The 20,558-nt window shown below is 62.6% G+C and carries 17 protein-coding genes; 10 read left to right on the plus strand and 7 right to left on the minus strand.

The genetic code is table 11. The features are described 5' to 3' along the window. Positions 1 to 42 precede the first annotated feature (42 nt). A complete protein-coding gene (locus ACIPO9_RS01540; protein ID WP_400778454.1) occupies positions 43 to 1,092 on the minus strand; it encodes a 2,5-dihydroxypyridine 5,6-dioxygenase in 1,050 nt (349 codons plus the stop codon). 356 nt (positions 1,093 to 1,448) lie between these two features. Here ACIPO9_RS01540 and ACIPO9_RS01545 point away from each other — a divergent pair, with 356 nt between their 5' ends. The 4 genes from ACIPO9_RS01545 to ACIPO9_RS01560 all read left to right on the plus strand — a co-directional run bounded on the left by ACIPO9_RS01545 (position 1,449) and on the right by ACIPO9_RS01560 (position 5,769). Then, a complete protein-coding gene (locus ACIPO9_RS01545; protein ID WP_400778455.1) occupies positions 1,449 to 2,597 on the plus strand; it encodes an FAD-dependent monooxygenase in 1,149 nt (382 codons plus the stop codon). After that, entirely contained in the window at positions 2,594 to 3,412 is an 819-nt protein-coding gene (locus tag ACIPO9_RS01550) for an alpha/beta fold hydrolase (RefSeq protein WP_400778458.1), read from the plus strand. The genes ACIPO9_RS01545 and ACIPO9_RS01550 overlap by 4 nt, the downstream gene beginning before the upstream one ends. A 162-nt stretch (positions 3,413 to 3,574) precedes the next feature. Further along, complete coding sequence (locus ACIPO9_RS01555; RefSeq protein WP_400778460.1) at positions 3,575 to 4,207, plus strand: N-carbamoylsarcosine amidohydrolase; 633 nt, start codon at positions 3,575 to 3,577, stop codon at positions 4,205 to 4,207. 248 nt (positions 4,208 to 4,455) lie between these two features. Further along, positions 4,456 to 5,769 (plus strand): MFS transporter, encoded by a 1,314-nt coding sequence (locus tag ACIPO9_RS01560; protein ID WP_400778462.1) that lies wholly within the window; start codon positions 4,456 to 4,458, stop codon positions 5,767 to 5,769. 118 nt (positions 5,770 to 5,887) lie between these two features. Here ACIPO9_RS01560 and ACIPO9_RS01565 read toward each other — a convergent pair whose 3' ends face one another. Both ACIPO9_RS01565 and ACIPO9_RS01570 read right to left on the minus strand, forming a co-directional pair. Next, positions 5,888 to 6,832, minus strand: a complete 945-nt coding sequence (locus ACIPO9_RS01565; RefSeq protein WP_400778464.1) for an aldo/keto reductase — start codon at positions 6,830 to 6,832, stop codon at positions 5,888 to 5,890. Next, positions 6,829 to 8,133 carry an NTP/NDP exchange transporter gene (locus ACIPO9_RS01570; RefSeq protein WP_400778466.1) on the minus strand — a complete coding sequence of 435 codons (1,305 nt, stop codon included), beginning with the start codon at positions 8,131 to 8,133 and terminating at the stop codon, positions 6,829 to 6,831. The genes ACIPO9_RS01565 and ACIPO9_RS01570 overlap by 4 nt, the downstream gene beginning before the upstream one ends. A 188-nt stretch (positions 8,134 to 8,321) precedes the next feature. On the opposite strand from ACIPO9_RS01570, the gene ACIPO9_RS01575 reads away from it, so the two are divergent. The 3 genes from ACIPO9_RS01575 (at position 8,322) to ACIPO9_RS01585 (ending at position 10,245) form a co-directional block, all read left to right on the plus strand. Continuing rightward, positions 8,322 to 8,657, plus strand: coding sequence for a hypothetical protein (locus ACIPO9_RS01575; RefSeq protein WP_274132545.1), 336 nt, complete (start codon positions 8,322 to 8,324; stop codon positions 8,655 to 8,657). A gap of 89 nt (positions 8,658 to 8,746) precedes the next feature. Next, positions 8,747 to 9,319 (plus strand): TetR/AcrR family transcriptional regulator, encoded by a 573-nt coding sequence (locus tag ACIPO9_RS01580; protein WP_400603855.1) that lies wholly within the window; start codon positions 8,747 to 8,749, stop codon positions 9,317 to 9,319. Positions 9,320 to 9,381: 62 nt separating this feature from the next. After that, a complete protein-coding gene (locus ACIPO9_RS01585; protein ID WP_400778468.1) occupies positions 9,382 to 10,245 on the plus strand; it encodes an SDR family NAD(P)-dependent oxidoreductase in 864 nt (287 codons plus the stop codon). 168 nt (positions 10,246 to 10,413) lie between these two features. Here the strand turns inward: ACIPO9_RS01585 and ACIPO9_RS01590 are convergent, their stop codons facing one another. Then, on the minus strand, positions 10,414 to 10,755 hold the full coding sequence (locus ACIPO9_RS01590) for a carboxymuconolactone decarboxylase family protein (protein WP_274132548.1): 342 nt from the start codon (positions 10,753 to 10,755) through the stop codon (positions 10,414 to 10,416). A 113-nt stretch (positions 10,756 to 10,868) separates the two neighbouring features. Here ACIPO9_RS01590 and ACIPO9_RS01595 point away from each other — a divergent pair, with 113 nt between their 5' ends. Continuing rightward, on the plus strand, positions 10,869 to 11,783 hold the full coding sequence (locus tag ACIPO9_RS01595; RefSeq protein WP_400778471.1) for an AraC family transcriptional regulator: 915 nt from the start codon (positions 10,869 to 10,871) through the stop codon (positions 11,781 to 11,783). On the opposite strand, the gene ligD is transcribed toward ACIPO9_RS01595, so the two are convergent. Next, the gene (ligD, locus tag ACIPO9_RS01600; protein ID WP_400778474.1) at positions 11,780 to 14,389 is read right to left on the minus strand and encodes a DNA ligase D; all 2,610 of its coding nucleotides are present in this window, start codon (positions 14,387 to 14,389) and stop codon (positions 11,780 to 11,782) included. The two genes, ACIPO9_RS01595 and ligD, sit on opposite strands and share 4 nt — an antisense overlap. 63 nt (positions 14,390 to 14,452) lie before the next feature. After that, positions 14,453 to 15,388, minus strand: coding sequence for a Ku protein (locus ACIPO9_RS01605; RefSeq protein WP_274132551.1), 936 nt, complete (start codon positions 15,386 to 15,388; stop codon positions 14,453 to 14,455). Between the two features lie 251 nt (positions 15,389 to 15,639). Here ACIPO9_RS01605 and ACIPO9_RS01610 point away from each other — a divergent pair, with 251 nt between their 5' ends. Next, the gene (locus ACIPO9_RS01610) at positions 15,640 to 16,821 is read left to right on the plus strand and encodes an MFS transporter (protein WP_400605150.1); all 1,182 of its coding nucleotides are present in this window, start codon (positions 15,640 to 15,642) and stop codon (positions 16,819 to 16,821) included. A 121-nt stretch (positions 16,822 to 16,942) separates the two neighbouring features. After that, positions 16,943 to 17,665, plus strand: a complete 723-nt coding sequence (locus tag ACIPO9_RS01615) for an SDR family oxidoreductase (RefSeq protein WP_274132553.1) — start codon at positions 16,943 to 16,945, stop codon at positions 17,663 to 17,665. A gap of 99 nt (positions 17,666 to 17,764) precedes the next feature. Here ACIPO9_RS01615 and metC read toward each other — a convergent pair whose 3' ends face one another. Continuing rightward, positions 17,765 to 20,506 (minus strand): cystathionine beta-lyase, encoded by a 2,742-nt coding sequence (gene metC, locus ACIPO9_RS01620; RefSeq protein WP_400778477.1) that lies wholly within the window; start codon positions 20,504 to 20,506, stop codon positions 17,765 to 17,767. Positions 20,507 to 20,558: the final 52 nt, after the last annotated feature.

Consider the following 20,558-nt stretch of genomic DNA (forward strand, 5'->3'; position numbering starts at 1 on the left):
ACACCGCGGTCGCGGGCAAGCGCGCTCCTACAGGGATATGCCTCAGGCTTTTGAGGCCTCGGGCGCCACCACATCCCCGCCCACCACCACCGCCGTATCATCCAGATAGATATCGCAATGCCGCAACGGGATATCCAGGTGGCATGGCGTCTTGCGGGTGCCGCCGACTTCGGTGTTCGGGCCGGTGGAGAACAGGAAGTTGCCGTAGAACGCCCGGGCGTCCATGCACATGCCGTCGTTCTTGTCGTGCAGGCCCATGGCCGTCCACTGGGCGCGAGGCTGCAAACCCCAGCCGATGTGGGAAATGCCGTACACCTCAGGATCATTGAAATACTTCATGTAGTCGCGCAGGTACTCGGCCTCGAAGCCCCCGTGGATGCCGGTGATGAAGCCCTTTTCGATCTCCAGAGTGATGCGCTCCCGGGAGTAGTTCTTGAACGGCAGCACGATGTCGCCGACGTTGATCACCAGCGTGCCCTCGGCGGTTTCCTCGTTCGGCCAGGAGAACAGAAAGCCGCTGGGCCAGTGATCCCAACGCCCCGGCTCGTCGGCGAAACCGTACTCGGTGACTGACGGATATTGCCCAAGCTGCGCGCGGAAATCACTGCCCGCCCGTGACTTCACATGGATCGAACGCGCCGCCTTCAACACCTGCTCGGCCGCCAGCACCCGCTCCTTGTCGGCCACCGTCGGCAGCATGCGCGCCAGCACTTCCGGGGGTTCGACCGCCAGCAGGATCCGCGTGCCGGTCTTGAGGATCTGCTCCTGCTCGGGTGAGTGCAGCAGCATCATGGTGTCAACGATCAGGTCCGCCGCTTCCAGCGCCCGTTGCGCGGCGAGATTGCCGGTCAGCGCGGTGTCACCGCAGTAGGCGGTCATGTCATTGCCCATGGCCTTGGGATGGTTGAACGACGGCAGTTCCACCGCGTACACCTTGGCCCCCAGGCGCTGCGCCGCCTCCATCGCCGCACGCACGGTGCGCGCATCGGAGTAGTGGCTCTTGAGCACCGCCACGCTCTGGGTCGCGTCCACTTTCGACAGTGTCAGCACGTGCTCGAACATCTGGGTCAATTCGCAATCGCTTACCGGCATTTCTTTTCTCCTGGCGTTTGAGGCGGGGCATCAGGCATCTCGCCAGACGCACCATCGAAAGGCATCGCGCTTCAGATTAGTGCAATTTTTAAAGCGTACACACTCATTAAATACGATCAGACATCAAATTCAGATCGACTGCAATACCCAAGCCAGTTTGTTACCCATACACACAATCCCACTAATTAAAGGGTTACCGTGGGTGACATACCCATTTACGACGTCGCACAGTTATTTTTCAAAAAGCAGTTCACTTTTAATTTTTTCAGCGTATACACTTTAAAAACGCGAATGAGTGACTACGCTCGATCGTCAGACCCTTACCGAAGATTCACGAAACACGAAGGAAGTGCGCCATGCCAACCACGCAAAAAATCGCCATCGTCGGAGCAGGTCTCGGGGGGGCTGCCGCCGCCACGCTGTTGCAGCAGGCCGGCTTCACAGTCGATATCTATGAACAGGCCCCGGAGTTCTCGCGCATTGGTGCGGGGATCCACATGGGCCCGAACATCATGAAGATCTTCCGCCGCATGGGCATCGAGCAGCGCCTGAGCGACATGGGCTCGCACCCCGACTTCTGGTTCAGCCGCGATGGCGCCACCGGTGACTACATGTCGCGCATTGCACTGGGCGAGTTCTCACGCAAGGAATACGGGGCGGCCTACATCACCGTTCACCGTGGCGACCTGCACGCACTGCAGATGTCGACCCTGGCGCCAGGCAGCGTGCACTTCAGCAAGTGCCTGACCACCCTTGAGGAACGCGATAACGGCGTGCGCCTGAATTTCGCCGACGGCACCCACGCCGACGCCGACATCGTGATCGGCGCCGATGGCATCAACTCGAAGATTCGCGAAGAACTGCTCGGTTTCGAAAAACCGCTGTACAGCGGCTGGGTCGCCCACCGCGCACTGATCCGCAGCGAAGTGCTGACCAAGTACAACCTGGATTTCGAGAACTGCGTTAAATGGTGGAGCGAGGACCGTCACATGATGGTCTACCACACCACCGGCAAGCGCGATGAGTACTACTACGTCACCGGCGTGCCTCATGCGGCGTGGGACTTCCAGGGCAACTTCGTCGATAGCAGTCAGGAAGAAATGTATGAGGCCTTCGCCGGGTATCACCCCACGGTGCAGGCGCTGATCGAATCCACCGAGAGCGTGACCAAGTGGCCGTTGCTCAACCGTAACCCGCTGCCGCTGTGGAGTCGTGGTCGTCTGGTGCTGCTGGGGGACGCCTGCCACCCGATGAAGCCGCACATGGCCCAGGGCGCCGGCATGGCCATCGAAGACGCCGCCATGCTGACCCGCTGCCTGCAGGAAACCGGCACCAGCGATTACCGCACCGCCTTCGAACTCTACGAAGCCAACCGCAAGGAGCGAGCCTCCCGCGTGCAGGCTGTGTCCAACGCCAACACCTGGCTGCGCACCCAGGAAGACCCGGCCTGGGTCTACGGCTACGACCTTTACGGCCAGGAACTGAAAACGGGGGTGGCGGCGTGAGCACTTTCATCCACGGCGGCAACGTGGCGGCCAACGGCATTCGCCAGCATTACCTGCGCTACGGCGGTGCCCGTCACGCTGACAAACCGGCACTGATCCTGATCCCCGGCATCACCAGCCCGGCGATCACCTGGGGCTTTGTCGCCGAGCATCTGGGGCAGCATTTCGACACCTACGTGCTGGATGCACGGGGGCGCGGCCTGTCTTCCACGGGGCCGGACCTGGACTACAGCGTCGATGCCTGCGCCGATGACATCAGCGCCCTTGCTGCCGCCATGGGCATCGAGAGCTATCACCTGGTGGGGCATTCCATGGGGGCGCGTTTCGCCGCGCGAACCTCGGTGCGTAATGCCAAAGGCCTGAAAAGCCTGGTGCTGATCGACCCACCGGTGTCAGGCCCGGGCCGCCGCGACTACCCGTCGAAGCTGCCGTGGTACGTCGATTCGATTCGCCAGGCGCAACAAGGCATGAGCGCCGACGACATGCGTGCGTTCTGCCCGACCTGGACCGACGAGCAACTGCAATTGCGCGCCGAATGGCTGCACACCTGTTACGAGCCAGCCATCGTGCGCGCCTTCAGCGATTTCCATGAAGTGGATTTCCATCAGGACCTGCCGAAACTGCCGGTCCCTGCCCTGCTGATCGTCGCTGGTCGCGGTGGCGTGATTCAGGCAGAAGACGAAGCCGAAATCCGACAGTTGCAACCGCAGATTCTGATCGCCCGCGTGGAAAACGCCGGGCACATGATTCCGTGGGACGACCTGCCGGGGTTCTTTGCGGCGTTTGGGGATTTTCTCGGTTCGCCACTGAATTAGTGCCATATCGAAATGCTTTGTAGGAGCGCGCTTGCCCGCGACAGGGCCGTGACAGCCAGCACAGAGGTGTCAGGTAGATAGCCATCGCGGGCAAGCGCGCTCCTACAGATGTCCACCAGATTTCAGACCAGATGCCAAGCCGTGCTTCCAAAGGAGAACGCAATGACTGAACACCAAAGCGCCGACGCCAACTACCAGGGCGTCTGGGGCAATCGCATCGGCTTCGGCAAGAAACCTGCCCTGCTGATGATCGACTTCATGCAAGGCTACACCCAGCCAGGTGCGCCGCTGTTCGCACCCGGGGTGGTCAGTGCAGTGGCCGAAAGCGTCGCACTGCTGGCCTCGGCCCGCGCGCGGGGCATCCCGGTGGTGCACACCAACATCCGCTACCACGCCGGGCATTTCGCCGACGGCGGCATGTGGGTGAAAAAGGCGCCGGTCATGAAGGACATGGTCGAGGGCAATCCGCTGGCAGCGTTCTGTGAGGAAGTGTTGCCGCTGCCTGAAGAAGTGGTCATCAGCAAACAATACGCCAGCTCGTTCTTCGGCACCTCGTTGGCATCGATGCTGCACGCTCAGGGCATCGACACCGTGGTGCTGGCCGGATGCTCCACCAGCGGCTGCGTTCGCGCCACCGCCGTGGATGCCGTGCAGCATGGCTTTCGGACCATCGTAGTGCGCGAATGCGTCGGCGACCGCCACCCCGATCCCCACGAAGCCAACCTGTTCGACATCGACAGCAAGTACGGCGACGTGGTGAGCAAGCAGGAGGCGATAAAGCAATTCGAAACATGAACACCGTCGCGTCGCTTTTTAGAACCAGGCCACAGAGCACTGGTCGCGCAGGATGAATGCGCACACAACTGGACGCCCGACAACGCCCAGTCTTCTGACACTGCCTTTGGAAGCCGCCATCCGGTGCTTGCCAAAGTACTGGATGTGCGGCAAACAAAAACCACGACAGGCCGTTTGAGATCGCCGAAAACGCAGGCACTATCCGCCGCGTCGGCACTCAACGGCCGAAGAACCGCCAGGAGACACCCATGCCCTCTGCGAATGTAGAAACCGCCGCGTCAGACGCCGCGGACCCGATCAAAGCGCTGTACCACAAGATCACCTGGAAGCTTATTCCGTTCCTGTGTTTCTGCTACCTGGCTGCCTACCTGGACCGCATCAACATCGGCTTCGCCAAGCTGCAGATGCTCGACCAGCTGCACTTCAGCGAAACCGCGTTCGGCCTGGGCGCCGGGCTGTTTTTCGTTGGTTACATCCTGTTTGAAGTGCCCAGCAACCTGGTGCTGGAGAAGGTCGGCGCGAAGATCTGGATCGCCCGGATCATGATTACCTGGGGCGCGCTGTCGGTCTGCACCCTGTTCGTCACCACGCCGATGCAGTTCTATGTCCTGCGCTTCTTTCTGGGTGCGGCCGAAGCCGGTTTCCTGCCGGGCGTGCTGTTCTACCTGACCACCTGGTTCCCGACCTACCGCCGCGGGCGCATCATCGCGCTGTTCATGATCGGCCTGCCGCTGTCCAGCGTGATTGGCGGGCCGCTGTCGGGCTGGATCATGGGGCATTTCGACCAGGCCGCCGGGCTGCGCGGCTGGCAGTGGCTGTTCCTGATCGAAGGCATTCCAAGCGTGATGCTGGGCGTGCTGACATTCTGGGCCCTGCCGAACAACCCCAAGGAAGCCAAGTGGCTGAACGCCAGTGAACAGACCCTGCTCGAAGGCGAGCTGCGGCTGGACGATGCCGAGGGCAAGGACAGCAAGCACAGCTTCCGCGACGGGTTCTTCAACCTGAAAGTGTGGATGCTCGGCGGCATCGACTTTTCGATTCTGCTCAGCGCCTACGCCATGGGCTTCTGGATGCCGACCTTCATCAAGAATGCCGGCGTCACCGACACCTTCCACATCGGCGTGCTGACCGCCTTGCCCAGTGTCGCCGCGCTGATCGGCATGTTGATGATCGGCGCCAGCTCGGACCGTCGTCGCGAACGCCGTTGGCACATCATCGTGCCGTTCTGGATCGGTGCCGTGGCCATGGCCGCAAGCCCCTTCTTCACCCATAACGTGGTGGCGACTGTAGCGCTGTTCGCCGTGGCCTCGGCGGCGATCATCGGCGCGGTGCCGGTGTTCTTCAGCCTGCCCGCCACCTTCCTCAAGGGCCGCGCCGCCGCCACCGGCTTTGCCCTGGCCTGTTCGCTGGCCAACATCGCGGGGTTGGTGAGCAACTCGATGATGGGTATCGCGATTGACGTGACGGGCAGCAGCGCGGGCGCGCTGTGGTTCTTCGCCGGTTGCCTGGTGCTCAGCAGCCTGTTGGTGGTGGCGTTACCGGCGAAACTGGTGAACCGTTGAAAAACCTGTAGGAGCGCGCTTGCCCGCGACGGCGGTGTGTCTGACACACCACGTCGTCTGGCACGACTCCATCGTCCGGATGCGGCCCAGAGCAAGCGCGCTCCTACAGGGCACGACCTCATTGAGCCACCAACGCAATCAACTGATGCCGCTGCGCATCGGTCAACAACGGCCCTGTCGCCGCCCCTGCATTTTCCTTCATGTATTTCGGATTTCCCGTTCCCGGAATGGCGCAGGTCACGGCCGGGTGGGAGATCAGGAACTTGAGCGCCAGTTGCGCCCAGCTTCTGGCCTGGACCTCCCCGGCCCAGCCCGGCAACGGTTTGTCACGCAGGCGGCCAAGCAAGCCACCGCCGCCGAATGGACGGTTGCAGATCACCGCCACCCCGCGCTCGCGACACAGGGGCAGCAATCGAGACTCCACGGCGCGATCATCCAGCGCGTAGTTGATCTGCAGGAAATCCACAGGCTCGGCCTTGAGCACCGCCTCCACTTCGTCATAGGCAGACGAGGTGTAATGGGTGATGCCGATGTAACGAATGCGCCCCTGCTCCTTCCATTGGCGCAGCGTCGGCAGGTGGATTTGCCAGTCCAGCAGGTTGTGGATCTGCATCAGGTCGATGCGGTCGGTCTGCAATAGTCTGAACGAGTCCTCCATCTGCGCGATGCCGGCCTCGCGGCCACGGGTCCAGACCTTTGTGGCCAGAAACGCAGGCGAACGCGGCTGATGAATCGACAGCAGCTCACCGGTGGTCTGCTCGGCGCGACCGTACATGGGCGAGCTGTCGATGACCGTGCCGCCCGCATGAAACAGTTCGCTGAGCACCTGGGGCAGCAGTTTGTATTCGTCGCTGCCAGGGGTGACATCGAAGCCGCGATAGGTGCCCACGCCGATCATCGGCAAGGCCTCGCCACTGGAAGGAATATTGCGGGTCAGCATCTTCGAATCTCCTTGTGAATCGGGCGTGACGCCTGCCGCTGCAGAATCGAATACCAGCGCCGCCGACACCCCGGCGGCCAGGGTGACAAAGCGTCTACGGGTCAACAGCGTAGCGTCCTTCATGGATGGCTCCTTTCGGCGTCGCGTTTCCGGTCTTCCTGGCGTTCGGCCATCCACGCCGCCAACCAGCTCCAGAGCCCGGCAAACGGCACGATGAGCAGCGCCAGCAGGCCAAACCCGGCTCCCAGGGAGGTCAACCCCACCGACAACCAGCCACTGGCCGCATCGCCACCACGATAGACCAGGGTTTCGATAACGTTCTTGGATTTGTATTTCTCTTCGCGACTGACCACCGTCCACAGCACCTCGCGCCCCGGCCGCACGATGGCGAATTCCACCGCCCGGCGCAGCCCCTGGGCCAGCGCCACACTGGCAGGCACCGGCGCCAGCGCCATGGCGGCAAAGGCGATCAGCGTCGCCATCGGCATGGCAGCCAGGGCGCCACTGACGCCGATCAACCGGATCAGCGGCGCAGTCAGCAGGAGCTGGAAGATCAGGGTCAGGGCGGAAACGGTCAGGTCCACATAGGCGAAAAACTGAGTGCGGGTGGCCACGCTGGAGAAACTCTCGGCAACGATGCGGCCCTGCTCGAAATACAGCAGCGTCGCGGCGCTGGTGTGCAGCAGCATGAACAGGACCATGCCCTGCAGATAGCGGGACTTCAGAATCAGCGTCACCCCGGCCAGTACACCGCCGCCCATGCTGCGGCCCTCCTCGCCAAAGCGCTGATAGGCGCCGATCTCGGATTCAGTCAGGTTGCGTGGCCGGGTCCGGCTCAACAAGGCGCGATAACAGCGCACGGCAACTTCCAGCAACACAGCGGCGGCAATCGTCAGCGCCACCGGCCCCAATCGGGTGGCCATGGTCGCGGCCAGCAAAGGCCCGATGAACGTGCCCAGGGTGCCACCGGCCGCGATGAAACCGAACAGCCTGCGCCCCTGCTCATTGGAAAATCGATCGACCAGCACACTCCAGAACACCGTGACGATGAACAGGTTGTAGACGCTGATCCACACGAAAAACACCCGCCCGACCAGCACCGGCGCATCGTGGCGCGCAATCAACACGCCGAAGGCCAGCATCGACAGCGCCACCAGCCGGTACACCAGCGGCACGAAGCGGATCGCTGGCAATCTGGCAACCAGCGCGCCATACAGCGGCACGGCAACGAGCATCACTACGAAGGTTGCGGTGAACAGCCATTGCAACTTGTCGGCCCCGCCCTCCAGGCCCAGCGCATCACGCAGCGGCCGCACCAGGTAATAGCTGGCCAGCACACAGAAATGAAAGACGAAACCCAACAACAGGGCTGCCCGCTCATGGGACTGGACCTGAAGGCTCTTGAGAGGCGAAAAGCTGGTCATGTCAGCGAGGCATCGACACGCAAGCGTCTGGGACAAGCCATGGCGATTCTCCTGAGCGACTGTTGATTGATCGACCGCCACTGCGCGTGGTCGGTTCAACGACCATTTCGTCCGCCCGGGCAAGTTGCCGGGAACACCGCGCATTCCCCGTGCGTCACAACTTAAGCACTGACCATGGAGGCAACGAAATGAAAACCGTGATCACCCTGCAAGAACTCGCCGAAGCGGACCTGCGGCCATACAAGGAAGTCTGGCTGACTTCGGCGCAAGCGCTGGCTGAAAGTGGCCATAACGAAGACGAACTGTGCCTGTGGCGTTCCGACCAGGCCTTTACCCACGACATGATGAGCGAAGGCACTCATGACCAGAACCTGTCCGGGGTGTGGCTGGTGGTCGACGACATCGACGACCCGGACCAGGTCATCGACATCGAAAACGACGTGCGCCAGCGCTTGCAGGCGCTGGGGCTCAAAGGGGAGTTTTATCCTGCGCAGACGGGAGGGCGATTTACGTCGATGGGGTGATGCAGCAGCGTTTATCAACGCCGCACTTGCTTGTGGCTATCGATACGGCGTATAAATGAGCAACCACTCACTAATTACGCGATTCCCCCATGGCCCGCCCCAAGAGCGAAGACAAGCGCAACGCCCTTATCGACTCTGCTCTGCGAGTGTTCGCCGAGCAGGGGCTGGGCGCGCCGACGTCCAGGATCGCCAAGGGCGCGGGCGTGGCCGAGGGGACGCTGTTCAATTATTTTGAAACCAAGGATGACCTGCTCAACCAGGTCTACCTGGAACTCAAGGCCCAACTGCGAGACGCGATGCTCCCCGGTTACCCGCGGGACAAAGACGTCAGGTCGCGCCTGCACCATGCCTGGCACACCTATGTCGGCTGGGGCGCGGCAAATCCTGAGAAGCGCAAGTCCATGGCACTGCTGATGATGTCCGATCGGATTACCGACGCCACCCGCGTCGCTGGCAGCGAGGCCTTCAACGACATCAGCGCCCTGCTGAACGAAGGCTCGGCCTGCAGTACCTTGCGCGACCAGCCCCCTGCTTTCGCCGCAGCGATCATGCGCTCACTGGCCGACACCACCATGGATTTCATGAGCAACGAACCTGAACTCGCCGAGCGCTATTGCGAAGCGGGCTTTGAGGCTTACTGGAATGCAATCGCAAGGGACTGATTTTTTTACCTAATAAATGAGTGATTACTTACTCACATACACTTAATGACAGGAGAAACATCATGTCCAAAGTCTGGTTGATTACCGGAAGTGCCAGTGGTCTGGGTCGCAACATTGCGCAAGCGGTCCTGGCATCGGGGGACCGGTTGCTTGCCGCGGCACGCAATATCGAGCGCCTCGACGATCTGGTTGAACGCTATGGGTCGCAGGTCCTGCCCTTCGAGCTGGACGTTACCGACTCTGCTGCTGCGAAGGCCGCTGTACAGGCTGCAGTGGATACGTTCGGGCGCCTGGATGTACTGGTCAACAATGCCGGTTTCGGGCACATGCTGCCCTTCGAGCAAACCGAAGACGGCGCGTTTCGCATGGAATTCGAGACCAACTTCTTTGGCGTGGTCAACCTGTGCCGCGCCGCGGTGCCGGTGATGCGTGAGCAGGGCTCGGGACGCATCATTCAGATTTCGTCGGTGGGCGGGCGTCTGGCGACCCCGGGCATGACAGCCTACCAGTCGGCTAAATGGGCCGTGGGTGGGTTTTCGGACGTGCTCGCCACGGAAGTCAAACCACTGGGCCTGCACGTGACCACCCTGGAGCCAGGCGGCATGCGCACCAACTGGGCCGTACGCGCGCGGGGTCATGACACTCCGGTGATGCCAGCCTATGGGGCGAGTGTCGGCATGATGTTTGACGTGCTGCGCAGAATCGCCGGCAACGAAAACAGTGACCCCGACCGGGTAGCGCAGGTGGTGCTCAAGGTGGCGCAACATGCTCAACCGCCTTTGCGTCTGTTGCTGGGCAGCGATGCTCTGCATTACCTGGGGCCGGTGGAAGCCGATCGCGCCGAAACCGCCGAACGCTGGAAAGCGATCAGCACGGCGGTGGATTTTGCGGCGCAAGGGCCGGTGCCGGAGTTGCCGGCGCACTGAGGTTTGGCGTAGTTGCACGGTTTGAGGGCGATGACGTTCTTGAGATCGCCCCCGCGGGCAAGCCCGGCTGCTACGGGGTTGGTGTTGTGCACAGGGTTTGTGCTCAACGCTTGACCCGTAGCAGCACGGCTTGCCGGCGGGGGCGGTCGTGAGTAGACGGCGAAGGCGTTATTTCTTCAATGCGTCATACGCTTCCAGCGCGTGCATCGAGTAGATATAGGCCGCACCCGCGTTTAGCGAGATGGCGGTGGCCAGTGCGGCGGCGACTTCTTCGCGGGTGGCGCCGGCGGCGATGGCCGCTTCCGAGTGCGCGCCGATACAGCCGTCGCAGCGAGTGGTGATCGCCACGGCGATGGAAATCAGCTCGCGGGTCTTGGCGTCGAGCACGTTGTTTTCCGCAGCCGCATCGCCAAGGGCCATGTAGGCCTTGACCATTTTCGGGTTGGATTTGGACAGCGAACCAAAGGATTGCTTGATGGTTGAAACGAGGTCGGACCAATTGCTGAACATGGTGGTATCTCCTGAGAGCGGCGACTAGACTGCGCCGGGAACACAGATAGTGTCCGCCAATGGCATTCGGGTAACTTGCTCGTTTGGCTCATTTCTTTGTCCGAAAGTCGCATATGAACGCCATCGACACGCTCATCACTCTAGCCCAGGTACGCGGAAGCCTTGACCTGCGTTGCCAGTTTCAAGGCGACTGGGCGCTGGACCATGCCCCCGAGGTCGAGGGGGTCGCGCCCTACCACGTGGTGCTGGACGGCCAGTGCCGGATCGAACTGCCGGGCGGTCGCCAGTTGAAGCTGGCCGCAGGCGATATCGTGGTGCTGTCCGGTGGGTTCGAGCACGTGGTGACAAGCCCCGGCGAGCGCGTCGCCAGCGGCCTCCCGGTGATCAGTAATGGCGGATTGCTGCCCATCAAGCGCTTCGGCGAGGGTGCCGAACTGGACCTGCTTTGCGGACGCTTCCTGTATCAACCCGGCGCCCTGCTGTTCTCCGCGCTGCCCGATCATCTGCTGATTCCCAGCCAGGCCTTGAACGAGGGGGATCCGCTGCGCGCCCTGGTGGCGCTGTTGCGCAGTGAAGCAGAAGCCAATCGCGCTGGCGGCCAGTTCATGGTCAACGCCCTGACCTCGGCGCTGTTCACCCTGGTGTTGCGCGCCCATCTTGAACAATCACCACAGAGCGAAGGCAGCCTGGCGCTGTTGAGTGACCGCCGTCTGGGCCGGGCGTGGCAAGCGATGCTGCAGGACCCGGCCCACGACTGGACCGTCGAAGCACTGGCCGAGCTTGCCAGCATGTCCCGCGCCACCTTCATGCGCGCCTTCAGCAAACTGGCGGGGCGCTCCCCATGGGCGCTGTTGACCCAAGTGCGCATGCAACTGGCGTACGGGCTGTTGAGTCGTTCACAGAGCGGCCTGAGCGACATCGCCGCCCAGGTCGGTTATCAATCTCAGGCGGCGTTCAGCAAGGTGTTCAAGGACACCTACGGCATGGCACCCGGCCAACTGCGCCGCAGCCTCGACGCTGGCGTCTAGGCCGGCGGCTTGGCACCCAACCGCTTCCACATGGGTAGGGTGATGCGCTGGGTGTTCTTGTAGCCGGCCCAGGGGTCGGCCTTGAGTTTGCGCAGGCGTTTCTGCAGGTTGGCGATGGTCCACTGCCCCGACGACTTGAGGCCGGCCAGTTCATCCCGGGTGATCGGCACCGACACCGGCAACCCCGGCCTCGCCCGCGCCGAATAAGCCGCCACCGTGCTGGCACCCCGTGCGTTGCGCAGGTAGTCGATGAAGATCTTGCCAACCCGGTTCTTCGGCCCTGAGGTTGCGGTGAATCTCTCCGGCAACTGTTTCTCCATGAACTGCGCCAGGGCCTTGGCGAAGGCTTTCACGGTATCCCAATCGGCCTTGCGCGCCAGCGGCACAATAATGTGCATGCCTTTGCCGCCGCTGGTCTTGAGAAAGGCGTCCAGCCCCAGTTCATCGAGCACGGCGAGGGTCATCTGCGTGGCCTCGATCATGCTGCGCCAGGGCAACGCGGGGTCCGGGTCTAGATCGAGGACGAAATGGTCCGGCTGTTCGATCTTGTCGTAGGTCGAGCCCCAAGTGTGCAACTCGATGGTGCCCATTTGCGCAGCGCCCACCAGCGCCTGCACGCTGTCGATCTCCATCAGCCGGGCGTGCCCGGGGTCCAGCTTGGCGTCCAGTTGCTTGATGTTGGGAATCGCCAGGCGCTCGGAATGTTTCTGGAAAAACTGCTCGCCCTCCACGCCTTCCGGACAGCGCAACAGCGCCACCGCTCGGTGATCCAGATGGGGCAGAATCCAGTCGCTGATCGACTCGTAGAAATGCGCCAGATCAACCTTGTGCAACCCGCTCTGCTTATCGATCACCCGCTCGGGATGGCTGATGACCACCCCTGCCACCTCGATCCTTTCCTCATTGCGGGCCTGGCGTTTGGCAGGTTTCGGGGCAGCGGCCTCGGACTGCGACGACCCTTTCTTGGAGGCCTTGGGTTTGAATGGCGCCTTGATGTCCTTCGGTGTTTTCGGGAATTCGTGGACGACCGCACTGGCCGGCTTGTCGCTGCGCAGCGCAACGAATGACGAGTGGCGGATGATGCCTTCGCGGGTCCACTCGCCGAATTCCACCTCGCCCACCAGCGTCGGCTCGATCCAGTGCACGCCACGGGCCTGGGCGCTGGTGAGCTTCTTGCCAAGGGGCGATGCGTCGCGCTCCAGCGGTTTCATCTTGTCGAACAACTCGCCGAGCGTCTTCTGGCTGAACCCGGTTCCCACCCGGCCGGCGTAGACCAGCCCTGCGCCCTCTTCGTTGACGGCCAGCAACAGCGCGCCAAAGCCACTTCGGGTGCCCTGGGGCTTGGTGAAGCCGACGATGACGAACTCCTGGCGCAGCTTGCACTTGAGCTTGATCCAGTCAGGGCTGCGGCGAGACTGATAGACGCTGCCCGCGCGCTTGCCGATTACCCCTTCGAGGGACAGCGAGCAGGCGCTTTCGATGATGTCGCGATGGTTGGCGGAGAACGCATCGGAGAAACGCAGCAGCCGATTCTTGTGCTTGTTGAGCAGCTTCTTCAGGGCCGCGCGGCGGTCTTCCACCGGCTTTTCGCGCATGTCCTGGCCGTTGAGAAACGGCGCGTCGAACAGGTAATAAACGATGTCTTTGGTGCGCTCGATCTCGAAGGCGTTTTGCAGCGCCTGAAAATCCGGCAGCCCGTCCTCGTTGAGCACCACCACTTCGCCATCCAGCCAGCTGTCCGGCGCTTCCAGTTCGCTCAACGCCTTGGCCTGCAAGGGCAGACGCTCGGTCCAGTCGTGGCCGTTGCGGGTAAACAGCCGCACTTCGCCATCACGAATGCGGGTCATGATCCGATAGCCATCGAACTTGATTTCGTACAACCACTCACCGTCGGGCGGGGCATCCATCAGCGTCGCCAGTTGCGGGCTGAGTTTGTCGGGAATCGACGAGGTCTTGCTGGCCTTGCTGGTCTTTTTGGTAACAGGAGCTGAAGCAGCGGTCTTGGATTTGCGGCTTTTTGCGACCGGGCGGCCCTCGCCCACCGTCGCGCCACTGACCACGCTTTCAGGCTTGTCGACGACGATGTCGTACTCGTCAGCCGAGCGCACCGCATCATCCTTCTCCTTGATCAGCAGCCACTGTTCCTTGTCCCCGCTGCCCTGCAGATGCGTGCGCACCAGCGCCCAGTCCCCGGTGAGTTTCTCGCCGACCAGGGTGAACTTGAGCTTGCCTTCCTTGTAGGTCTTGCGCGGATCGCCATGGGGCTGCCAGATGCCGCGATCCCACACGATTACATCACCGGCGCCATATTGGCCTTCGGGAATGTTGCCTTCGAAAGTGCCGTAGCCCAGTGGGTGGTCCTCGACATGCACCGCCAGGCGCTTGTTTTTCGGGTCCAGGCTCGGGCCCTTGGGCACGGCCCAGCTCTTGAGCGTGCCGTCCAGCTCCAGGCGAAAGTCGTAATGCAGGTTGCGCGCATCGTGCTTGTGAATCACGAAACTCAATGCGCGGGCCTTGCCGCCACGGGCCCGGCCTGCGGTTTCAGGAGGTTCGGAGGTGATGTCAAAATTGCGCTTGCGGGTGTACTCACTCACGGGTTTGGCCATGATCGGTTAAAACCTCTGCACTCTTCTCTTAGCCTCAGGCGCCGCGCGTTGCCGTCCACAACATCAGGACGCCTTGGTCGTTTTCTTCCTTGCAGGGGCGCGCCGTTTGGCCGGTGGTGCATCACCATCAACAGCAGCATCAGCGGCAGCGGTTTTGCTCTTGCTGGCAGATTTGGTCTTTCCCGGGGCCTTGGCGGAACCGCCACGGCTGCCCAGACTGCGTTTGAGCAATTCGGTGAGATCGATGACATCAGCAGATTTGCGCTCGGCCTGGCCGGCGTCGGTTTCCACACTCTCGATTTTGCCTTCCCGGGCCTTGGTCTCGACCAGCGTCATGATCTGGTCCTGGAACGTGTCACGGTACTCTTCGGCGTCCGGCGTCCAGTCGGTGGACATGTCCTTGACCAGACGCTTGGCCATGTCCAGTTCGCTCTTGTTGAGCTTGACGTCCGTGGCGGACTTGGGCAGATCCAGGCTGTCCAGCCCGTGGACTTCAGCGGGCCAGCGCAGCAACACCAGAATGATCGCCGATTCCAGCGGCATCACCGCCGCCAGATGCTGGCGCGTGCGAATCACCACATGGGCCAGCGCCACCTTGGCGGTGTCTTCCAGTGTCTGCCGTAAGAGAGCGTAGACCTTCTCGCCGCGCTTGTCGGGTGTAAGGAAGTACGGCGTGTCGATGTTTTGCAGCGGAATCTGCGTGCTGTCGACAAAACCGAAGATATCGATAGTCTGGGTAGACGCCGGGTGCGCAGCGCGAATCTCCTCTTCGCTGATGACCACGTAGCGGCCCTTCTCGTACTGCACGCCCTTGACGATGTTGTCCTTGGTCATCTCCTTGCCGGTGACCTTGTTGATGCGCTTGTAGCCCACCGGGTCCATGCTGCGTTTGTCGAGCCAGTCGAAATCGACCCCCTGCTGCGACGTCGCCGACACCAGCGCCACAGGAATATGCACCAGCCCGAAACTGATCGCGCCCTTCCAGATTGCCCGAGCCATGGTTTTATTTCCTTGAGGTGTATCCAGCAGTGACCGGGGCTGACGGGCAAAAGTTCTGAGCGCGCGACGGGTGCAGCGGCAGGCCGTTGGGGTATTCCTCCAAGGCATGAAACATATCCCCAGTCCCGACCTTCTTAACGCAACGAAAAAGCGTTAGCCTTCTCTCACTTCCTTTAAAGGCACCGATGCAGAGCCCCTGGCCTGCGCAACGGCACCTTCCTTGAATGCCCTTCGAGAATCCCATGACAGCCATGACTGACCTCACTCACCGAGCGACGATGACCAAAGGCCTGGCGATGCTGTTCGCCTTTTGCTGCGGCGCCATCGTTGCCAACATCTACTACGCCCAACCCATCATCGGGCTGATTGCTCCGGACATCGGCCTGTCGAGCACGCTGGCGAGCTTCATCGTGTCTTTGACGCAGATCGGCTATGCCTTGGGGCTGTTCTTCCTGGTGCCGCTGGGGGATCTGCTGGAAAACCGCCGGTTGATGATCGTGACCACCGTGGTTGCGATTGCCAGCCTGGCCAGCGCGGCCTTTGCCCAGACGCCCAACGTATTCCTGCTGGCCTCGCTGCTGGTGGGGTTCAGTTCGGTGGCGGTGCAGATCCTGATTCCACTGGCCGCTCACCTGGCCCCTGAAGAATCACGCGGTCGCGTGGTGGGCAGCATCATGGGCGGCCTGTTGCTGGGTATCCTGTTGGCCCGACCTGCGTCCAGCCTGATTGCCGACCATTTCGGCTGGCGCGCGGTGTTTGGCGTTGCCGCCGTCTTGATGCTGCTGATCAGCGTGGTACTGGCCACCACCATTCCCAAGCACCAGCCCGCCCACAGCGCCAGCTACGGGCAACTGCTCAAATCCCTGTGGACGCTGCTGAGCAAGCAGCCGGTGCTGCGCCAGCGGGCGTTTTACCAGGCGTGCATGTTCGCCACGTTCAGCCTGTTCTGGACCGCCGTCCCGCTGGAGCTTGCGCGCAATCACGGCCTTTCCCAAAGCCAGATCGCGATCTTCGCGCTGGTCGGCGCCATCGGTGCCATCGCCGCGCCCATCGCCGGTCGCCTGGCCGATGCCGGGCATACCCGGGTCGCCAGCCGTTTTGCGATGTTGTTCGCCGCCCTGAGTTTTCTGCCAAGCCTGGTGCAGCCGTCCTACGCAGTGATCGGCATGGCGGTGACTGGCATCGTTCTGGATTTCTGCGTGCAGATGAACATGGTCCTCGGTCAGCGCTCGGTCTACGCCCTGGACGCCAAGAGCCGCAGCCGCCTGAATGCGCTGTACATGACCAGCATTTTCATCGGCGGCGCCGCAGGCTCGGTGATTGCCAGCGCCCTGTACGACCACGGCGGCTGGACCTGGATCGTCATCGCCGGAAGCGCGTTTCCCCTGCTGGCGCTGCTGGTGTTCCTGAAAAACTCGGCACGCGCTGACTGAACCCCGTAGGAGCGCGCTTGCCCGCGACGGCGGTGTGTCAGGGAGAAATTCTTTGATGACACACCGCCGTCGCGGGCAAGCGCGCTCCTACAGGCACCTTATCTTTTGATGGAGACTTCAGATGTCCCAACGTACCTTCCTGATCACCGGCGCCACCAAAGGCATTGGCCGCGCCTTGTCCGAACACTTGGCAGCAGCCGGCCACCAGGTGGTGGGCATCGCCCGCAACGCCGATGACCCGACCTTCCCCGGCGTGCTCATCGCGCTGGACCTGGCCGACAAGGCCCAGACCCGCTGCGGCCTGGCGGAACTGGCCCAGCATTACCGCTTCGACGGCCTGGTGAACAACGTCGGGCTGGTGCGCCCGCAGCCCCTGGGGCAGATCGAACTCGAGGACTTTGACGCGGTGATGAGCGTCAACCTGCACTCTGCCCTGCTGGCGACCCAGGCCCTGCTACCCACCATGCGCGAACAGGGCTGGGGCCGCATCGTCAACATCTCCAGCCTCACCGTGCTGGGCATTACCCAGCGCACCGCCTACGCCGCCGCCAAGGCCGCGCTCATCAGCTTCACCCGCTCCTGGGCGCTGGAACTGGCGCAGACCGGCATTACGGTCAATGCCATCGCCCCCGGCCCGACCGAAACCGAACTGTTTCGCCAGAACAACCCGGTGGGCAGCGAAGGTGAAAAACGCTATCTGGCGGGAGTGCCCATGGGCCGCTTCGGACAGCCAGACGAAATCGCCTCGGCAATCGCGTTCCTGCTGTCCGAGCAGAGCGGATTCATCACCGGACAGACGTTGTTCGTCGACGGTGGGGCTTCGGTGGGCAAGGCGGGGTTCTGAACAGAGGTCCACGCCTGAGCCTCCCGCCGGCAAGCCGTGCTGCTACGGGTGTTGTGTTGCACGCATTCCCGTAGCAGCCGGGCTTGCCCGCGGGGGCGGTCACTGGATTGCCGCGAAGCCTCGCTCAAGGTCCTCGATCAACGCGCTCACATCCTCCAGCCCCACATGCAGCCTGAGCAGCGGGTTGAGCTGTCTGTCGGCGGGGCTATCGCGGTCGCCCACGCTGGCGACGATGATCAGGCTTTCGAAGCCGCCCCATGAAGCGCCCAGGCCAAACAGCTGCAGGGCGTCGATGAAGTGTTCGAGGTGCGCCGGATTGCTGTCGGCCAGTTCGAAGGTGAGCAGGCCGTTGCTGCCGTTGAAGTCCCGCTGCCACAAGGCGTGATGAGGATGATCGGGCAACGCCGGGTGGAACACGCGCCTGACCTTGGGATGCTGTTGCAGCCAGCGAGCGATCTGCAGGGACTGGCGCTGGTGCACGTCCAGCCGCGCGGCCAGGGTGCGGGCGCCGCGCAATACCAGGTAGGCATCGTCCGGGCTGACCGTGCTGCCGAAGGTGTCGGTCATGACCGCAAGCGGTTGCCATACTGCCTCGGTGGTGCACACGCTGCCCATCATCACATCGCTGTGCCCTGCCAGATACTTGGTCAGGGCCATGATGGAAATGTCCGCACCCAGTGTCAGCGGCCGGTACTGATAGCCCGAGCCGTAGGTGTTGTCCACCGCCAGCAGAATGTTGCGCGACTTGCACAGCGCGGCGATTTTCGGCAGGTCGGCCAGCTCGAACAGCAGCGAGCCCGGCACCTCGGCGTAGACCATCCGGGTGTTGGCCTGCAGCCGTTCCTGCAAGCCACTGCCATCGGCATTGAAGTAGCTGTACTGGATGCCGAACGGCTTGAGGAATTCTTCGGCGACCTGACGCACCGGCGAGTACACCGCATCGGTGATCAGGATGTGATCGCCCGGACGCAGGTAGCTCAGGAACACCTGCGCCACCGCCCCAAGCCCGGTACTGAACAGGCGCGTGCGATAGCCGCCCTCAAGCTCGGTGACCAGGTCTTCCAGTTCGAAGGCCGTGGGATTGCCACGGGCGCCGTAGGTCAGGACGCGCTCGGTGTCGCGGCGTTTGCGGGCCTCGCGCATGTCTCTCAGGGAATCGAACAACACCGTGCTCATGCGCGAAACCGGCGGATTGACGCCGCGCACGCCGCTGCCCTTCTCGCCCCTTGCGGCATGGACCAGCCGGGTACGCACCCTGTTTTCCCCGGCACTCGCTGCCAAGGGCTTGAGGCTGTCGATCTCCTGTTGGGTCATCTGCCCCAGCAAGCCGATCTCCCAGGCCAGGTACTGGCGGGCGGCATCCTTGTTGCCGGAATGGCGGTCGTGAGTGAAAAACAGAAAATCGATGCACTGCTCGTTCGGCGGGTCCTGAGGGCTCGCGCTCACTGGAAAACCCGCAGCCTGCCAGGCTTCGAAGCTCAGCCAGCGGGCTGACTGGCGCTGCGCCTGGCTCAAATCCAGCGCGGCGATGGCCGCCACCTGTGGATCATCGGCCACCAGCACCAGCGGGCGGGTTTCATCCTGAAAATCATCGGCCAGACGCGAGCGGATAGACCAGCGCGAGCCGGCGATGTGCCCCTTGCGATAAGCCATGCTGGCGCGCAAATCCCGCAGCACAACGGCGCTGTCAGCGAGATGATCAGCCAGTTCGGCGGCATCGATTTGCGTCAGCGCCGGGGCCACGTCAGCGATGCTGACCGGCAGTGCCAAGCCACTCTGCAGGCCACCTTCCAGTACGTAAGCCTGATGCCCCAACTGCCGCAGCCAACTGGCGACGATGGGTGCGCGCACGCCGTCGCTATCGACCAGCACCAGCCGTGCCCCGCGTACGCCAACGTACAGGTCGGTGGATTGAACCAGTTGCCCGCCCGGGGTGTGTTGCGCGCCGGGCAAGCTGCCTTCGGCGAATTCTTCTGGGGTGCGCACATCGCAGAGGAACAGGCTGCGGGCCGCGTCCTGCGCCCAGGCCTTCACTTGCTCGGCATTCACCGTCTGCACGCCAGCGCGCCGGGCCAGACGCTGCGCTGACTCCTGTTGCACAGTCAGCGAGGCGCTGGCCGGAACAGCCGGGTAGCGTCGGGTGCTGCCGTGCTCCAGGGCAAGGTCGGCCAGGTACCAACCTTGCGTGCCGTTCTCCAGCGCGTACACCGGGTTCTTCACCCCCAGATCGATGAGGGTCTGGGCGCCGATGATGCTGCGAGTCCGGCCCGCGCAATTGACCACGATCGGGGTGGTTTCATCCGGCACCAGTTCGGTCAGGCGATACCCCAGCTCGCCGTTGGGGCAGCAGATGGAACCGGGGATGGTCATCTTGCGGTATTCATCGAAGGGCCGACCATCGAGCAGCACCAGCGGCTGGCCGCTGGCCTGCCATGCCGCCAGCTCGGTGGCGCTGATGTGGGGCGTGTGGCTCGCTTCTTCGACCCGCTCACCGAACGCCTTGGACGGCACGTGCACCCCGGCGAACAATTGCAGCCCTGCCGCCTGCCAACCTTGGGCGCCGCCCTCCAGTACATGCACCTGGGTATAGCCCAGCGCCTGCAATCGCTGCGCGGCACGGATGGAAACGTCGCTGCCGGTTTCATCGTAAATCACCAGTCGCACGGCAGGGTTGGGGGCCAACCGACGCACTTCCAGCTCAAGGCGGCTATAGGGCAGGTTCACGCCGTGGAACAGGTGCGCTTCGCCATACTGGCCGTGCTCGCGGACATCGAACAGGGCGATCTCCTGCCCGTCGAACAGCCAGGCTTGCAGGTGGTGCGGGGTGACTTTCTGGGTCATGGCATTCTCAGTGCTAATCAGACGGTACGCTCTCCCGTAGCAGCGCGGCTTG

This window comes from Pseudomonas sp. NPDC090203 (genome assembly GCF_044746765.1).
GTDB lineage: Bacteria > Pseudomonadota > Gammaproteobacteria > Pseudomonadales > Pseudomonadaceae > Aquipseudomonas > Aquipseudomonas putida_AD.

Bases quoted from the DNA above. Each gene is read 5' to 3' on its own strand.
- ACIPO9_RS01540 (WP_400778454.1), bottom strand. From the start codon at position 1,092: ATGCCGGTAAGCGATTGCGAATTGACCCAGATGTTCGAGCACGTGCTG.
- ACIPO9_RS01545 (WP_400778455.1), top strand. From the start codon at position 1,449: ATGCCAACCACGCAAAAAATCGCCATCGTCGGAGCAGGTCTCGGGGGG.
- ACIPO9_RS01555 (WP_400778460.1), top strand. From the start codon at position 3,575: ATGACTGAACACCAAAGCGCCGACGCCAACTACCAGGGCGTCTGGGGC.
- ACIPO9_RS01560 (WP_400778462.1), top strand. From the start codon at position 4,456: ATGCCCTCTGCGAATGTAGAAACCGCCGCGTCAGACGCCGCGGACCCG.
- ACIPO9_RS01565 (WP_400778464.1), bottom strand. From the start codon at position 6,832: ATGAAGGACGCTACGCTGTTGACCCGTAGACGCTTTGTCACCCTGGCC.
- ACIPO9_RS01570 (WP_400778466.1), bottom strand. From the start codon at position 8,133: ATGACCAGCTTTTCGCCTCTCAAGAGCCTTCAGGTCCAGTCCCATGAG.
- ACIPO9_RS01575 (WP_274132545.1), top strand. From the start codon at position 8,322: ATGAAAACCGTGATCACCCTGCAAGAACTCGCCGAAGCGGACCTGCGG.
- ACIPO9_RS01580 (WP_400603855.1), top strand. From the start codon at position 8,747: ATGGCCCGCCCCAAGAGCGAAGACAAGCGCAACGCCCTTATCGACTCT.
- ACIPO9_RS01585 (WP_400778468.1), top strand. From the start codon at position 9,382: ATGTCCAAAGTCTGGTTGATTACCGGAAGTGCCAGTGGTCTGGGTCGC.
- ACIPO9_RS01590 (WP_274132548.1), bottom strand. From the start codon at position 10,755: ATGTTCAGCAATTGGTCCGACCTCGTTTCAACCATCAAGCAATCCTTT.
- ACIPO9_RS01595 (WP_400778471.1), top strand. From the start codon at position 10,869: ATGAACGCCATCGACACGCTCATCACTCTAGCCCAGGTACGCGGAAGC.
- ligD (WP_400778474.1), bottom strand. From the start codon at position 14,389: ATGGCCAAACCCGTGAGTGAGTACACCCGCAAGCGCAATTTTGACATC.
- ACIPO9_RS01605 (WP_274132551.1), bottom strand. From the start codon at position 15,388: ATGGCTCGGGCAATCTGGAAGGGCGCGATCAGTTTCGGGCTGGTGCAT.
- ACIPO9_RS01610 (WP_400605150.1), top strand. From the start codon at position 15,640: ATGACTGACCTCACTCACCGAGCGACGATGACCAAAGGCCTGGCGATG.
- ACIPO9_RS01615 (WP_274132553.1), top strand. From the start codon at position 16,943: ATGTCCCAACGTACCTTCCTGATCACCGGCGCCACCAAAGGCATTGGC.
- metC (WP_400778477.1), bottom strand. From the start codon at position 20,506: ATGACCCAGAAAGTCACCCCGCACCACCTGCAAGCCTGGCTGTTCGAC.